This window comes from Frateuria sp. GZRR35, from assembly GCF_051900415.1.
Taxonomy (GTDB): domain Bacteria; phylum Pseudomonadota; class Gammaproteobacteria; order Xanthomonadales; family Rhodanobacteraceae; genus Frateuria_A.
Genome location: NZ_JBHZGL010000009.1, coordinates 55964 through 69835, shown reverse-complemented (window position 1 = coordinate 69835; position 13872 = coordinate 55964). Strand labels below are relative to the sequence as shown.

General features: G+C 68.3%; 16 protein-coding genes. All 16 read left to right on the top strand.

The features are described from left to right. Positions 1 to 112 precede the first annotated feature (112 nt). The gene (gene fabD, locus ACFWZ3_RS11830; RefSeq protein WP_439707928.1) at positions 113 to 1051 is read left to right on the top strand and encodes an ACP S-malonyltransferase; all 939 of its coding nucleotides are present in this window, start codon (positions 113 to 115) and stop codon (positions 1049 to 1051) included. A gap of 62 nt (positions 1052 to 1113) precedes the next feature. Then, positions 1114 to 1857, top strand: coding sequence for a 3-oxoacyl-ACP reductase FabG (fabG, locus tag ACFWZ3_RS11825; protein WP_439707927.1), 744 nt, complete (start codon positions 1114 to 1116; stop codon positions 1855 to 1857). Between the two features lie 193 nt (positions 1858 to 2050). Beyond that, positions 2051 to 2290, top strand: a complete 240-nt coding sequence (acpP, locus tag ACFWZ3_RS11820) for an acyl carrier protein (RefSeq protein WP_091336635.1) — start codon at positions 2051 to 2053, stop codon at positions 2288 to 2290. Between the two features lie 201 nt (positions 2291 to 2491). Beyond that, positions 2492 to 3730 (top strand): beta-ketoacyl-ACP synthase II, encoded by a 1239-nt coding sequence (gene fabF, locus ACFWZ3_RS11815; protein WP_439707995.1) that lies wholly within the window; start codon positions 2492 to 2494, stop codon positions 3728 to 3730. Positions 3731 to 3739: 9 nt separating this feature from the next. Then, on the top strand, positions 3740 to 5086 hold the full coding sequence (locus ACFWZ3_RS11810) for an aminodeoxychorismate synthase component I (RefSeq protein WP_439707926.1): 1347 nt from the start codon (positions 3740 to 3742) through the stop codon (positions 5084 to 5086). Next, positions 5083 to 5892: an aminodeoxychorismate lyase gene (pabC, locus tag ACFWZ3_RS11805; protein ID WP_439707925.1), complete on the top strand. Its 810-nt coding sequence runs from the start codon at positions 5083 to 5085 to the stop codon at positions 5890 to 5892. The genes ACFWZ3_RS11810 and pabC overlap by 4 nt, the downstream gene beginning before the upstream one ends. Before the next feature lie 10 nt (positions 5893 to 5902). Then, complete coding sequence (mltG, locus tag ACFWZ3_RS11800) at positions 5903 to 6943, top strand: endolytic transglycosylase MltG (RefSeq protein ID WP_439707924.1); 1041 nt, start codon at positions 5903 to 5905, stop codon at positions 6941 to 6943. Then, positions 6936 to 7580, top strand: a complete 645-nt coding sequence (tmk, locus tag ACFWZ3_RS11795) for a dTMP kinase (RefSeq protein ID WP_439707923.1) — start codon at positions 6936 to 6938, stop codon at positions 7578 to 7580. The genes mltG and tmk overlap by 8 nt, the downstream gene beginning before the upstream one ends. Then, positions 7577 to 8512: a DNA polymerase III subunit delta' gene (holB, locus tag ACFWZ3_RS11790; protein WP_439707922.1), complete on the top strand. Its 936-nt coding sequence runs from the start codon at positions 7577 to 7579 to the stop codon at positions 8510 to 8512. Before tmk ends, holB begins: the two co-directional genes overlap by 4 nt. Before the next feature lie 142 nt (positions 8513 to 8654). Beyond that, entirely contained in the window at positions 8655 to 9584 is a 930-nt protein-coding gene (locus tag ACFWZ3_RS11785; protein ID WP_439707921.1) for a PIG-L deacetylase family protein, read from the top strand. A gap of 169 nt (positions 9585 to 9753) precedes the next feature. Then, positions 9754 to 10107: a PilZ domain-containing protein gene (locus ACFWZ3_RS11780; RefSeq protein WP_439707920.1), complete on the top strand. Its 354-nt coding sequence runs from the start codon at positions 9754 to 9756 to the stop codon at positions 10105 to 10107. 305 nt (positions 10108 to 10412) lie between these two features. Next, positions 10413 to 10769: an NADH-quinone oxidoreductase subunit A gene (locus tag ACFWZ3_RS11775; protein WP_439701847.1), complete on the top strand. Its 357-nt coding sequence runs from the start codon at positions 10413 to 10415 to the stop codon at positions 10767 to 10769. Continuing rightward, on the top strand, positions 10760 to 11317 hold the full coding sequence (locus ACFWZ3_RS11770) for a NuoB/complex I 20 kDa subunit family protein (protein WP_231349022.1): 558 nt from the start codon (positions 10760 to 10762) through the stop codon (positions 11315 to 11317). Before ACFWZ3_RS11775 ends, ACFWZ3_RS11770 begins: the two co-directional genes overlap by 10 nt. A gap of 10 nt (positions 11318 to 11327) precedes the next feature. After that, complete coding sequence (locus ACFWZ3_RS11765) at positions 11328 to 12059, top strand: NADH-quinone oxidoreductase subunit C (RefSeq protein WP_439707919.1); 732 nt, start codon at positions 11328 to 11330, stop codon at positions 12057 to 12059. Position 12060: 1 nt separating this feature from the next. Continuing rightward, positions 12061 to 13314: an NADH-quinone oxidoreductase subunit D gene (locus ACFWZ3_RS11760; RefSeq protein ID WP_439707918.1), complete on the top strand. Its 1254-nt coding sequence runs from the start codon at positions 12061 to 12063 to the stop codon at positions 13312 to 13314. Positions 13315 to 13335: 21 nt separating this feature from the next. After that, positions 13336 to 13863 (top strand): NADH-quinone oxidoreductase subunit NuoE, encoded by a 528-nt coding sequence (gene nuoE, locus ACFWZ3_RS11755; protein ID WP_231320566.1) that lies wholly within the window; start codon positions 13336 to 13338, stop codon positions 13861 to 13863. Positions 13864 to 13872 lie beyond the last annotated feature (9 nt).

Here is a 13872-nt window from a genome sequence, read left to right as displayed (position 1 = left end):
GGCAAGGGAGGCCTTGCGAAAACGCCAGGCCATGCGCGCGAATCCCGATACGGCTGCGTACGCGCGCCGCTGCTGGCATCATCGCCTCTTTGCCTTTGATGGATCGACACCGATGACCGACACCGCCGCCTCGCTCGCCTTCGTCTTCCCCGGCCAGGGCTCGCAATCGGTCGGCATGCTGGCCGACCTCGCCGCCGCGAACGCGGAGGTGCAGGCGACCTTCGAGGAAGCCTCGCAGGGCGCCGGCGTCGACCTCTGGCAGCTCAGCCAGCAGGGCCCGGAGGACCAGCTCAATCGCACCGAAAACACCCAGCCGGCTCTGCTGGCCGCGAGCGTGGCCGTGTGGCGCGTGTGGAACAAGCTCGGTGGCGCGCGGCCGGCACAGCTTTCCGGCCATAGCCTCGGCGAGTACAGCGCGCTGGTCTGTGCCGGCGCCCTGACGCTGCACGATGCCGCCGCGCTGGTGGCCGAGCGCGGCCGTCTGATGCAGGCCGCGGTACCGGCGGGCGTCGGCGCGATGGCGGCGATCCTCGGCGGTGACGACGCGCAGATCGCGCAGGTGTGCGAAGAGGTCGCGCAGGGCCAGGTCGTTTCGCCTGCCAACTACAACTCGCCGGGCCAGCTGGTGATCGCCGGCCATGCCGAGGCGGTCGACCGCGCGCTGGCGAAGCTCGCCGAGCTGGGTGTGAAGAAGGCGGTCAAGCTGGCCGTGTCGGTGCCCTCGCACTGCGCGCTGATGCGCGAGGCTGCTGATCGCCTGGGCGAACGCATGGCCATGATCGAGTGGTCGCTGCCCGGCATTCCCGTGGTGCAGAACGCCGAGGCGCGCAGCTACGGCAGCGTGGAGGACATCCGCGGCGCGCTGCAGCGTCAGCTCTATCTCCCCGTGCGCTGGACCGAATGCGTGCAGGCGCTCGCCGGCAACGGCGCCACCCGCGTGCTCGAATGCGGTCCGGGCAAGGTGCTCTCGGGCCTCATCAAGCGCATCGACAAGGGCCTGGATGCGCGCGCCATCGGTACGCCGGCCGAACTCGAAACCGCGCTGGCGTAAGTCACCATTGACGGGACGGGCCCCGCGTCCGTTCCTCCACATCCCCGCAAAAGGGCAAGACGATGAGCAAGATCCTGGAAGGAGAAATCGCGCTGGTCACCGGCGCCAGCCGCGGCATCGGCGCGGCGATCGCCGACGAACTGGCGGTCATGGGCGCCACCGTGATCGGTACCGCTACCAGCGAGAACGGCGCCAAGGCCATTGGTGAGCGCCTGGCTCCGAGCGGTGGCCACGGGCGCGTGCTGGACGTGACCGACGGCGCGGCGGTCGAAGCTCTCATCGATGGGGTCGCCAAAGAATTCGGTGCGATCTCCATTTTGGTGAACAATGCCGGCATCACGCGCGACCAGCTGCTGATGCGCATGAAGGACGAGGACTGGCAGGCGATCCTCGATACCAACCTCACATCCGTCTACCGCACCTCCAAGGCGGTCATGCGCGGCATGATGAAAGCGAAGAAGGGCCGCATCATCTCTATCGCCTCGGTGATTGGTCTCACCGGCAATCCGGGGCAGGCGAACTACGCCGCGGCGAAGGCCGGCATCATCGCGTTCTCCAAATCGCTGGCGCGCGAGATCGGTTCGCGCGGCATCACGGTCAACGTGGTTGCGCCCGGTTTCATCGATACCGACATGACGCGCGCGCTGCCGGAGGAGTCGAAGCAGGCCCTGCTGGGACAGATTGCGCTGGGCCGACTGGGCGAAGCGAGCGACATCGCCAAGGCCGTCGGCTTCCTCGCCTCGCCCGCCGCCGCCTACATCACGGGCGAAACCCTACACGTCAACGGGGGCATGTACATGCCCTGACGTATGGCGCGGTTGTCGCCAAGGACGCGTTTTTAGGCGACAATCGACCTTTCGCGCCGGTCCGCAGGACGGCGCGTTTGAACCTGTCGGCGGAATAATGGCGGCCTGGCCGCTTAGCCACTACAATTCGCCGTCCTTTGCCGGACCCGTGCCGGCCCGACAAAAAAGCACACCCCTTGGGAGGTTTGGCAACATGAGCACCATCGAAGAGCGCGTCAAGAAGATCGTCATCGAGCAGCTGGGCGTGAAGGAAGACGAAGTCACGGCGAACGCTTCGTTCGTGGACGACCTGGGCGCCGATTCGCTGGACACGGTGGAACTGGTGATGGCCCTCGAGGAAGAGTTCGAGACCGAGATCCCGGACGAAGAGGCCGAGAAGATCACCACCGTTCAGCAGGCCGTGGACTACATCAAGGCCCACACCAAGGACTGATCGGTTTCGTGTGCGGTTTTCGCGCCCATGACGGCGCGGATCCCGTTCACGTAGCGATACTGAAAGCTGCGCCACCTTGGCGCAGTTTTCGTTTCTGCCTTTTGAAACGTCCGATACCGTATGGTGGCTGGACTTGAGGCCGTTGCGCGGCAGCGAGCCTAAGAGAACACGTAAGGATTGAAATCCATGAGCGAACGACCCGTGAGTAGACGGCGTGTTGTAGTGACCGGCATGGGCATCATCTCGCCGGTCGGCAATGACCTCGCCACCGCCTGGGACAACATCCTCAAGGGCAACAGCGGCATCGGGCAGGTGACGCATTTCGACGCCACCGGCTATGCCACGCGCATTGCCGGGCAGGTGCGCGACTTCGACCCGGCACAGTGGATGCCGCCGAAGGACGTCAAGAAGATGGACCCGTTCATCCACTACGGCATCGCGGCCGGCACCCAGGCGCTGCGCGATTCCGGGCTGGAGATCACCGAAGCCAATGCGCCGCGTATCGGCGTGGCGGTCGGCGCCGGCATCGGTGGCCTGAACACCATCGAAGACACGTCGATCGAGCTGCACGAGAAGGGCCCGCGCCGCGTGTCGCCGTTCTTCGTGCCCAGCTCGATCATCAACATGGTGTCGGGCCACCTGTCGATCATGTTCGGCCTGAAGGGCCCGAACATCGCGTGCGTCACCGCCTGCACCACGGCCACGCACAACATCGGCCTGGCCATGCGCATGATCCAGTACGGGGATGCGGATGTGATGATCGCCGGTGGCGCCGAGTTCGCCACCACCGGTACGGCGATGGCGGGTTTCTGCTCGGCCAAGGCCATGTCCACCCGCAACGACGAGCCGACCAAGGCCAGCCGCCCGTGGGACAAGGACCGCGACGGCTTCGTGCTGTCCGACGGCGCCGGTGTGCTGATGCTGGAGGAGTACGAGCATGCCAAGGCCCGCGGCGCCAAGATCTACGCCGAGCTGGTCGGCTTCGGCATGAGCGGCGACGCCTACCACATTACCGCCCCGAGCGAGGGCGGCGAAGGTGCAGCGCGCTGCATGCAGGCGGCGCTGGACGACGCCGGCGTCAAGCCGGCCGAGGTCCAGTACATCAATGCGCACGGCACCTCGACGCCGCTGGGTGACCTCGGCGAGGTGATGGCGGCGAAGAAGGTGTTCGGCGAGCACGCCTACAAGCTGGCGATGAGCTCGACCAAGTCGACCACCGGCCACCTGCTGGGTGCCGCTGGCGGCGTCGAGGCGATCTTCACCATCCTGGCGCTGCGCGACCAGGTGCTGCCGCCCACCATCAACCTGGACGAGCCGAGCGAAGGTTGCGACCTCGACTTCGTGCCGCACACGGCGCGCAAGGCCGACCTCGACGTGGCGATCTCCAACTCGTTCGGATTCGGCGGCACCAACGGCACGCTCGTCTTCCGCCGCCACTAAAGCGGAAGCGTGGGCTGCCACCTGAGGGTCCTGGACGGCCGGCGCGACCTGCTCGCGCCGGCCGCCGCTTTTGCGGACCGCTATCCCTGCCTGCTCGAAAGCGTGGTGCGCGGCAGCGCGCAGGCACGCTACGACATCCTGTTCGCGTTTCCGGGCGATCGCCTGACCCTGCACGGCGACGGGCGATTGCTGGACAGGGAGGGTCGCGAGCTCGAGGGACGTTTCCTCGACGCGCTCGATGCTGCCTGGCACGCCGAACGCCAGCCTGTCTGCGATGACGGGCTGCCGTTCCACGGCGGCTGGGTGCTGCTGCTGGCGTATGAACTGGCTGGCCAGATCGAGCCTCGCCTGCGCCTGCCTTCCGGCAACGGCCTGCCGACAGCACTGGCGCTGCGCTGCCCGGCTGCGGTGGTCGTCGACCACGCCCGCGATCGGACGATGCTGGTGGCCGAGGCAGGGCATGCCGGCCTGCTCGATGCCATGGAGGCCGATCTGGCCGTGTCCCTGGCCTTGCCGCCGCTCGCTCCTCCGATCGCCATCGAGGAGGATGCGCCTGCGCGGTTCCTCGACGGTGTTGCCCGTGTCCACGAGCACCTGCACGCGGGCGACATCTTCCAGGTCAATCTCTCGCGCGCCTGGTGTGGGCAGTACGCGCAGCCACCTGTACCGGCCGCCTTGTACGGGGCGTTGCGAACGGCCAATCCGGCGCCATTCGCGGGCCTGTTGCAGCAGCCCGGCTGGGCGGTCGCCAGTTCCTCGCCGGAGCGGCTGGTCGAGGTACGCAACGGCATCGCGCAGACCCGCCCCATCGCCGGCACGCGTCCGCGCGTGGCGGGCGATGACGACGCGGCGCGCGTCCGTGAACTCGCCGCGCATCCGAAGGAGCGGGCCGAACACGTCATGCTGATCGACCTGGAGCGCAACGACCTGGGCCGCGTCTGCGTGCCCGGCACGGTCGAGGTCGACGAGCTGATGGTGGTGGAGAGCTACGCCCACGTGCACCACATCGTTTCCAACGTGCGCGGACGCCTGCGCAAGGACGTGACGCCGGGGCAGGTGATCGCCGCGACGTTTCCGGGCGGCACCATCACCGGCTGCCCGAAGGTGCGCTGTATGGAAATCATCGCGGCGATCGAGGACACGCCGCGCGGCGCCTACACCGGGGCGCTGGGCTATCTCGACCTGAGCGGCGAGCTCGACCTCAACATTCTCATCCGCACGCTCACCCAGATCGGCCCCGAGGTTACGTTGCGTGCCGGCGCGGGCATCGTGGCCGACTCGGTGGCGGAGCGTGAACTGGATGAAACCCGTGCCAAGGCCCGCGGCCTGCTGCGCGCACTGGGAGCGTCCGGTTGATCGCGCGCGTGCTGGTGGATGGCCAGGCCGGGGACCGGGTTTCCGTGCTGGACCGCGGGCTCGCCTACGGCGATGGCCTGTTCGAGACGATCCGTTTCCCTGGTGCCGAGGCGCCGCTTTGGCCGCGCCACATCCAGCGCCTGCAGGACGGCTGCCGCCGGCTGGCTCTGCCGATGCCGGACCCTGCCATGCTGCTGGCCGAGGTGCAGGCCGTGGCGCGGGACCTGACCCAGCCGGTCGTGCGCATCACGCTGACGCGGGGCACGGGCGCCCGCGGCTACAAGCCACCCGTGCCCGCACAGGCCACCCGTATCGTCGCGGCCTTTGATGGTCCGCCGCGCGATGAGGCGGCCTACGCCGACGGCATCCGCGTGCGCCTGTGCGCCACGCGCCTGGCGGCGCAGCCGCAGCTTGCCGGCCTCAAGCACCTCAATCGCCTCGAACAGGTGCTGGCGCGGGCCGAGTGGGACGACCCGGCCATCACCGAGGGCCTGCTGTGCGACGCCGACGGGCTGGCGATCTCCGCCACGGCGGCGAACCTCTTTGCGGTTTTCGCGGGCGTGCTTGCCACACCGGCGGTCGATCGTTGCGGCATCGCAGGCGTGGCACGGGCCGAAGTGCTGGCGGCCTGGCCACGCGCGCAGGTGCGCCCGATCACGCTTGAGGAACTCCGCCGGGCGGACGAGCTCTTCCTATCCTCGAGCGTGCGCGGCATCCTGCCTGTTCGCGAACTGGACGGCCACGCCTTTGCGGTCGGAACGGTGACGCGCGCGCTGCAGTCGCATTGGCGCGAATTGGGTTTCTGAAGGAGTCGCCATGGGGCGCAAGAAAAGAAAGGGGCGGGCGGCCTGGCGGATCTTGGGATGGCTGGTTCTGCTCGTCATCCTGACCGCGCTGGTGGCCGGCTGGTACGACTTCGAGCGGTTCAGCCGCACGCCGCTCACGGTCGGGCCGCAGCGTCAGACGCTCGATGTGGAGCGCGGCAGCAGCCTGCGCGGCATCGTGGCGCAGCTGCGTGGGCGCAACCTCACCCATGCACCGTCGCTGTACTGGCGCGTGCTGGCCGAACGCATGCGGGTCGCCGACCGGTTGCATGCGGGCGAGTACGCGCTCGACCCGGGCACCACGCCCGGCCAGCTGCTCGATGCCATGGCCGCCGGGCGCGTCCTGCAGCGCGACTTCACCATCGTCGACGGCTGGACTTTCCGCCAGTTGCGCGATGCGCTGGCGAAGGTGCCCACCTTGCGCCACGACGATGCGGTTCTGGACGATGCGGAACTCATGCGCCGCATCGGTGCGCCTGGCGAGAAGCCGGAAGGACGCTTCCTGCCCGAGACCTACGCCTACGTGAAGGGTGACGGCGACCTGGACATCCTCAAGCGCGCGCACCAGGCCATGGCCAGGACGCTGGCCGAACTCTGGCCCGGACGCGACAAGGGTCTGCCGCTGGCCACGCCTTACGAGGCGCTGATCCTGGCGTCCATCGTGGAGAAGGAAACCGGGCGCGCGGATGAGCGCTCGAAGATCGCCGGCGTGTTCGTGCGCCGGCTGGAAAACCACATGCTGCTGCAGACCGACCCGGCGGTGATCTACGGCATGGGCGAGGCGTACGCCGGCAACATCCGCCGCAGCGACCTGCTGGCCGATACGCCCTACAACACCTATCTGCATGCGGGCCTGCCGCCCACACCGATCGCCTTGCCCGGACGACCGGCGATCCAGGCGGCGCTGCATCCGGCGCCGGGCAAGGCGTTGTACTTCGTCGCCAGGGGCGATGGCAGCCACGTGTTCGCCAGCTCGCTGGCCGAGCACAACCGCAACGTCGCCTGCTACCAGCTGAAGCGTTGCCATGATTGAGTCACGGCGCGGACGTTTCATTTCGCTCGAAGGCGGCGAAGGCGCCGGCAAGAGCACCTTGCTGGCCGGATTGCGCGACTACATCGCGGGGCAGGGCATCGACCTGGTGCAGACCCGCGAACCGGGCGGCACTGCGGTGGGTGAGGCGGTCCGCGCGCTCGTGCTCGATCCCCAGGCAAGCGGCATGGCCGCCGAGACCGAGCTGCTGCTGATGTTCGCCTCGCGTGCCCAACTGGTGCGCGAGACGATTGCACCGGCCCTGGACGCCGGGCAGTGGGTGTTGTGCGACCGCTACGTCGACGCCAGCTATGCCTACCAGGGCGGCGGGCGTGGCCAGCCGCAGGAGCGCATTGCCGAACTGGAACGCTGGGCCTGCGCCGGCATGGCACCGGACCTGACGCTGCTGCTCGACCTGCCGGTGGCGACCGGCCGTGCGCGCGCCGCAGGGCGGGGCGAGGCAGACCGCATCGAGACCGAGGCCGACGCGTTCTTCGAGCGCGTGCGTGCCAGCTATCGCGCGCGGGCCGCGGCGGAACCGGACCGTTTCCGCGTGATCGATGCCGGCCAACCGGCCGATGCCGTGTTGCGGGCGGCTATCGCGGCGCTCGCGCCGCTGTTCGCGGAGGACGCGGCATGACGGCACCGCCCTGGCACGAGGCGCACTGGCAACGACTGCAATCGCGCCTGGCGCGTGAAGCACTGCCGCACGCGCTGCTGCTGTGCGGTCCGGCGGGGCTGGGCAAGCGTGCCTTCCTGCAGCGGTTCGTGCGTGGCCTGCTGTGCGAGCGCCCGCGCGAGGGCGAAGCCTGCGGCCAGTGCCGTGCCTGCCTGTTGCTGGGCGCCGGCACCCATCCGGATTTCGTCACCATCAGCTTCGGCCTGCGCAAGGACGGTGTGCAGCGCAAGGAAATCGTGGTCGAGCAGATCCGCGAGCTCTCCGCACGGCTGGCGATGTCCAGCCAGTTTGGTGGCTGGCAGGTGGTGGTGATCGATCCGGCCGATGCCATGAACACGGCCGCCGCCAACGCCCTGCTCAAGACGCTGGAGGAGCCCTCGCCGCAGACCTTGTTGCTGCTGGTCGCCGATGCCCCCTGGCGGTTGCCACAGACCATCCGCAGCCGCTGTCAGCGGATCGAGTTCCAGTTGCCCCAGCCGGCCGAGGCAATGGACTGGCTCACCGCAGAGGGTGTTGCCGATTCAGCCGCAGCGCTGGAGGCGGCCGGCGGCAATCCTGGGCTGGCGCAGGCCTGGGCGGACCAGGGCGCGTTGGCGCGCAGGCAGGCGGTGCGCAAGGACCTGGCCGCGCTGGCGGCCGGCCGCGCCGAGCCGATGGAGGTGGCCCGCCGCTGGCTGGATGCCGAGCCGGAGCAGTGCCTGTGGTTCGCCGCGCAGGCCGCGGTCGACGAAGCGCGTGCCCGCGCGACCGGCGGCGCGGCGCCGCTGGGCAGCCAGCTCGATGCCGAGGCGCTGGCCGACTGGTTCGCCGTTGCCAACCGCACGCGCGACGCCTTGCGAGGCCCGCTGCGCGGCGACCTGCTGCTGCTAGAGTTGCTCGCCGGCTGGCACTGACCCGAAGGCCCGAGGGTCGTTCCGGTCGCCTGCCTCACGCTACACGTAGTGCGAACGCGCGCTGCCGCAAGCTGCGCGCAACGATCGCCAGCGGCTTCCGGGCCCGGCGTTCCCCACACCCTGGCGCGGGAGGCGCCACGACATGCCGTTGAGCCCGGAGCTGTACAGCCCCGACGCGCGGACCCGCCTGCTGGTGGTGGCGCCGCATCCCGACGACGAAACCATCGGCACCGGCGAACTGCTGCAACTCGTGCGTGCGGCGGGCGGCGAAGTACGCGTGCTGCTGCTCACCGACGGCGACGACAATCCCTGGCCGCAACGCTGGCTGGAACGCCGCCTGCGCATCGGCGATGCCGAGCGTGCGCGCTGGGGCAGGCGTCGCCGCGGCGAGGTCGCCGAGGCGCTGCGCCGGCTCGACGTGCCGTTCGAGGCGCTGCACGCGATGGGCTGGCCGGACATGGGACTCACCACGCTGGTGCGCGAGGACGCCTCAATGGCACGCGCACGCCTGGTCGAGGAACTGGTCGGCTTCCGCCCGAACGTCGTCGCCCTGCCGGCGCTGTCCGATCGTCACCCGGACCACGGCAGTGCGCACGTCCTGATGCGGCTTGCGCTGGCGGACTGGGATGCCGAGCCGCCGCTGCTGCTCAGTTACCTGGTGCACGGTCGCGAGGAGGCGGCGCCCGACATCGCGTTGCCCACCGCCGCCGAGCGCCACGCAGCCAAACTCGCCGCGTTGACGGCCCATGGCAGCCAGATGGCCTTGAGCGCAGGCCGCATGCGTCGGCTCACCGATCGCCCCGAGCGCTACGACCGTGTCGCCCGGCCTCCGGCCGACCGCGAGGCCGGTGCGCTACCCTGGCACCCCGGGGCCTGGCGCTCGCGGCTGCGTCTGACCATCGCCAGTCCCGACGGCGTACGCCACTGGTCCTGGCCGGACGCACCGCTGCGGCACGACGGGCAGGGCCGCTGGCGCCTGGCCGAAGTGCCGACGGCGCCGTGCTTCGCGCGGCTGGACATGGACGTGCCATCGCCGTGGATTTTCGACCGCTGGGGATGGTGCGAGCTGTAGTGGCTACGGCGTGCGTAGGGTGGGCTTCAGCCCACCGGCTCTTTCGCGACCATGTGGCCTGGTGGGCCGCAGCCCACGCTACGTGATGGGCCGCTTTGCGCCGGCCCATCACGCTCGCTACGATGCTCGGGCGCCGGCCGAAACCGGCCTGTTCGCTCCGGAGCCCAGCATGACCCCCACCGCCGCCCGCCAGGGCATCATCTCGCTGAAGATCAAGGACGCCGCGTCGCTGTACAGCGCGTACATGCCGTTCCTGAAGAACGGCGGTCTGTTCGCGCCGACAGCGCAACGTTATGCGCTGGGCGACGAGGTGGTGCTGCTGATCACGCTGATGGATGAAACCGAGCGCCTTTCGGTCGTGGGCAAGGTCGCCTGGATCAGCCCGCTCGGCGCGCAGGGTAACCGCACCGCCGGCATCGGCGTGCACTTCAACGAATCCGGCGATGCCGAGTCGGCGCGTCAGCGCATCGAGAACATCCTCGCCGGCGTGCTCGCCTCCGAGCGTCCGACCCACACCATGTGACGCCCCTTTCGCCGGGACGCGCGCTCCGGCCGTGCATTCGCCGCGCGCTCACCCGCGATCTGCGAGAACGGGCTCGCATTAACCAATAACTGTCGCGTCCGCAATACTTGGCGTAGTCCCCGCACGCGCTGATACAATGCGGCGGTTACACGAAGGGATTTCGTGGAAATCGGGCGCTCGCGGCCCCCACGCGTGCGATCGTGGCCGGACAGCCCCTGCCGTGCGCGGCCTGCCGAATCGAACCAGCCGGATCGCCATCGTGGCGGTCACTGATGCGCCCGAAGGGTGCGGAGGTACGTTGCATCGTGCTTGCTCAATACTGGCCCATCCTGCTGTTCATCGGCGTTGCCGCCGGCCTCGGCGTGGTGCTGCTGATCATCGGCATGCTTGCCGGCCCGCGCCGTCCCGCAGCGATCAAGCTCGCGCCCTACGAGTGCGGCTTCGAGGCTTTCGAAGACGCGCGCATGCGCTTCGACGTCCGCTATTACCTGCTGGCGATCCTGTTCATCATTTTCGACCTGGAAATCGCCTTCCTGTTCCCGTGGGCGGTGGTGTTCCAGCACATCGGCATCGTCGCGTTGATCGAAATGGCGCTGTTCCTGCTGCTGCTGGTGGTCGGGTTCGCCTACGTGTGGAAGAAGGGAGCACTGGAATGGGAGTGATGTCTTCCATCGACCGGGTGATGCACAACCCGGAACCGCTGAACCTGGTCGACGACATCCTGCGTCCGGCCGAGGACAACCCCGTCGTGCAGCGCGGCTTCGCCACCACCTCGGTCGACGCGCTGATGAACTGGGCGCGCACCGGCTCGATGTGGCCGATGACCTTCGGTCTGGCGTGCTGCGCGGTCGAGATGATGCACGCCGGCGCCGCGCGCCTGGACCTGGACCGTTACGGCGTGATCTTCCGTCCGAGCCCGCGCCAGTCCGACGTCATGATCGTGGCCGGCACCCTGGTCAACAAGATGGCACCCGCGCTGCGCCGCGTGTACGACCAGATGCCCGATCCGAAGTGGGTGATCTCGATGGGCAGCTGTGCCAACGGCGGCGGCTACTACCACTACTCGTATTCGGTGGTGCGCGGCTGCGATCGCATCGTGCCGGTGGACATCTACGTGCCCGGCTGCCCGCCGACGGCCGAGGCGCTCATCCACGGCATCCTGCAGCTGCAGAAGAAGATCCGCCGCACCAGCACGATCGCCCGCGGCTAAGGCACAAGCCATGACCGATATCCAGAACACTTCGCTGGCCGCACGCCTCGCGGCACGGTTCGGCGACACCCTCGCGCTGCTGCCCGCCCGCGGCGGCGAAACCACTGCCGAACTGGCGGCTGCCGACCTGCTGAGCGTCGCCACCGCGCTGCGCGACGAGCCGGAGTTCCACTTCGAGCAGCTGATCGACGTCTGCGGCGTCGACTACCTCGGTTACGGCCTGGACGAGTGGGCCACCGAGACGGTCACCGCCACCGGCTTCTCGCGCGGCGTCGAAGGCCAGGCGATGGGCCGCTTCAACTGGGCCGAGCGTCCGCGCGACGCCAACATGCCTCGCCGTTTCGCAGCCGTGGTGCACCTGCTTTCGCTCACCCACAACCGCCGCTTGCGCCTGCGCGTGTTCTGCGAGGACGACGCGCTGCCGATGGTGCCCTCGCTGACCGGCATCTGGCCGGTCGCCAACTGGTTCGAGCGCGAGGCGTTCGACCTGTTCGGCATCATCTTTGATGGCCATCCGGACCTGCGTCGCATCCTCACCGATTACGGCTTCGTCGGCCACCCGTTCCGCAAGGACTTCCCGCTGATCGGCAACGTCGAGGTGCGCTACGACGCCGAGCAGCAGCGCGTGGTCTACCAGCCGGTGACCATCGAGCCGCGCGTGCTGGTGCCGCGAGTGATCCGCGACGATGCCGATCTTGTCCAGGCCAAAGCCGAGGCCGCCGACGACTGGCGGAACAACTGACATGCAGGAAATCCGCAACTACACGATGAACTTCGGCCCGCAGCATCCGGCCGCGCACGGCGTGCTGCGCCTGGTGCTGGAGATGGATGGCGAGACCGTGGTGCGCGCCGACCCGCACGTGGGCCTGCTCCATCGCGGTACCGAGAAGCTGGCCGAGTCCAAGCCGTTCAACCAGTCGATCGGCTACATGGATCGCCTGGACTACGTGTCGATGATGTGCAACGAGCACGCCTACGTGCGCGCCATCGAAACCCTGCTGGGGATCGAGGCGCCGGAGCGTGCGCAGTACATCCGCACGATGTTCGACGAGATCACCCGCATCCTGAACCACCTGATGTGGATCGGCTCCAACGCGCTCGACCTGGGCGCGATGGCGGTGTTCCTGTACGCGTTCCGCGAGCGCGAGGAACTGATGGACGTCTACGAGGCGGTCTCGGGCGCGCGTATGCACGCGACCTACTACCGCCCGGGTGGCGTCTACCGCGACCTGCCGGACCGCATGCCGCAGTACAAGGAATCGCCCTGGCACAAGGGCGCGGACCTGAAGCGCATCAACTCGGCGCGCGAAGGTTCGATGCTGGACTTCATCGAGGAGTTCACGCGCATCTTCCCATCGCGTGTGGACGAGTACGAAGACCTGCTTACCACCAACCGCATCTGGAAGCAGCGCACCGTCGGCATCGGCGTGATCAGCCCGGAGATGGCCAAGGCGTGGGGCATGACCGGCGCGATGATCCGCGGTTCGGGCGTGGAGTGGGACCTGCGCAAGAAGCAGCCCTACGCCAAGTACGCCGAGATGGATTTCGACATTCCGGTCGGCGTCAACGGCGACTGCTACGACCGCTACCTGGTGCGCGTGGAAGAGATGCGCCAGTCCAACCGCATCATCAAGCAATGCGTCGACTGGCTGCGTGCCAACCCCGGTCCGGTGATGGTGACGAACTTCAAGGTGGCGCCGCCTTCGCGCGCCGAAATGAAGGAGAGCATGGAAGCGCTCATCCATCACTTCAAATTGTTCACCGAGGGCTACGGCGTGCCCGCCGGCGAGACCTATTGCGCGGTCGAGGCGCCCAAAGGCGAGTTCGGCTGCTACCTGGTCTCCGACGGCGCCAACAAGCCCTTCCGCGTGCACCTGCGCGCGCCGGGCTTCGCCCACCTCTCGTCGATGGACGCCACCGTCAGCGGCCACATGCTGGCCGACGTGGTGGCGATGATCGGCACCTACGATCTCGTGTTCGGCGAAGTCGACCGCTAAGCCGGCACCGAGGAGATTCCCATGAAGGCCACCGGAAATTACGAGCAGGTCAAGCACGTCGATCCGCTCGTCGTGCTGAGCGAGCACACCCGCCACCACATCGACGAATGGGTCGCCAAGTTCCCGGCCGACCGCAAGCGCTCGGCGCTGATCCAGGCGTTGTTCGCCGCGCAGGAGCAGAACCAGGGGTTCCTGACGGACGACCTGATCGTGGCGGTAACCAAATATCTCGACCTGCCGGCCGTGTGGGGCTACGAGGTGGCGAGCTTCTATTCGATGCTCGAGACCAAGCCGGTCGGGCGCAACAACGTGGCCATTTGCACCAACATTTCGTGCTGGCTCAACGGTGCCGAAGGGCTGGTGCGTCATTGCGAGAAGAAGCTGGGCGTGAAGCTCGGCGAGAGCACGCCGGACGGCCGCGTCTATCTCAAGCGCGAAGAGGAATGCATCGCCGCCTGCGTGTACGCACCTGCGATGACGGTCAATGGTCACTACCACGAGCGGCTCACGCCCGAGAAGCTCGACGAAATTCTCGACGGTCTGGAGTGAGGCAGGGCA

Bases quoted from the DNA above. Each gene is read 5' to 3' on its own strand.
- fabD (WP_439707928.1), top strand. From the start codon at position 113: ATGACCGACACCGCCGCCTCGCTCGCCTTCGTCTTCCCCGGCCAGGGC.
- fabG (WP_439707927.1), top strand. From the start codon at position 1,114: ATGAGCAAGATCCTGGAAGGAGAAATCGCGCTGGTCACCGGCGCCAGC.
- acpP (WP_091336635.1), top strand. From the start codon at position 2,051: ATGAGCACCATCGAAGAGCGCGTCAAGAAGATCGTCATCGAGCAGCTG.
- mltG (WP_439707924.1), top strand. From the start codon at position 5,903: ATGGGGCGCAAGAAAAGAAAGGGGCGGGCGGCCTGGCGGATCTTGGGA.
- tmk (WP_439707923.1), top strand. From the start codon at position 6,936: ATGATTGAGTCACGGCGCGGACGTTTCATTTCGCTCGAAGGCGGCGAA.
- holB (WP_439707922.1), top strand. From the start codon at position 7,577: ATGACGGCACCGCCCTGGCACGAGGCGCACTGGCAACGACTGCAATCG.
- ACFWZ3_RS11785 (WP_439707921.1), top strand. From the start codon at position 8,655: ATGCCGTTGAGCCCGGAGCTGTACAGCCCCGACGCGCGGACCCGCCTG.
- ACFWZ3_RS11780 (WP_439707920.1), top strand. From the start codon at position 9,754: ATGACCCCCACCGCCGCCCGCCAGGGCATCATCTCGCTGAAGATCAAG.
- ACFWZ3_RS11770 (WP_231349022.1), top strand. From the start codon at position 10,760: ATGGGAGTGATGTCTTCCATCGACCGGGTGATGCACAACCCGGAACCG.
- ACFWZ3_RS11765 (WP_439707919.1), top strand. From the start codon at position 11,328: ATGACCGATATCCAGAACACTTCGCTGGCCGCACGCCTCGCGGCACGG.
- ACFWZ3_RS11760 (WP_439707918.1), top strand. From the start codon at position 12,061: ATGCAGGAAATCCGCAACTACACGATGAACTTCGGCCCGCAGCATCCG.
- nuoE (WP_231320566.1), top strand. From the start codon at position 13,336: ATGAAGGCCACCGGAAATTACGAGCAGGTCAAGCACGTCGATCCGCTC.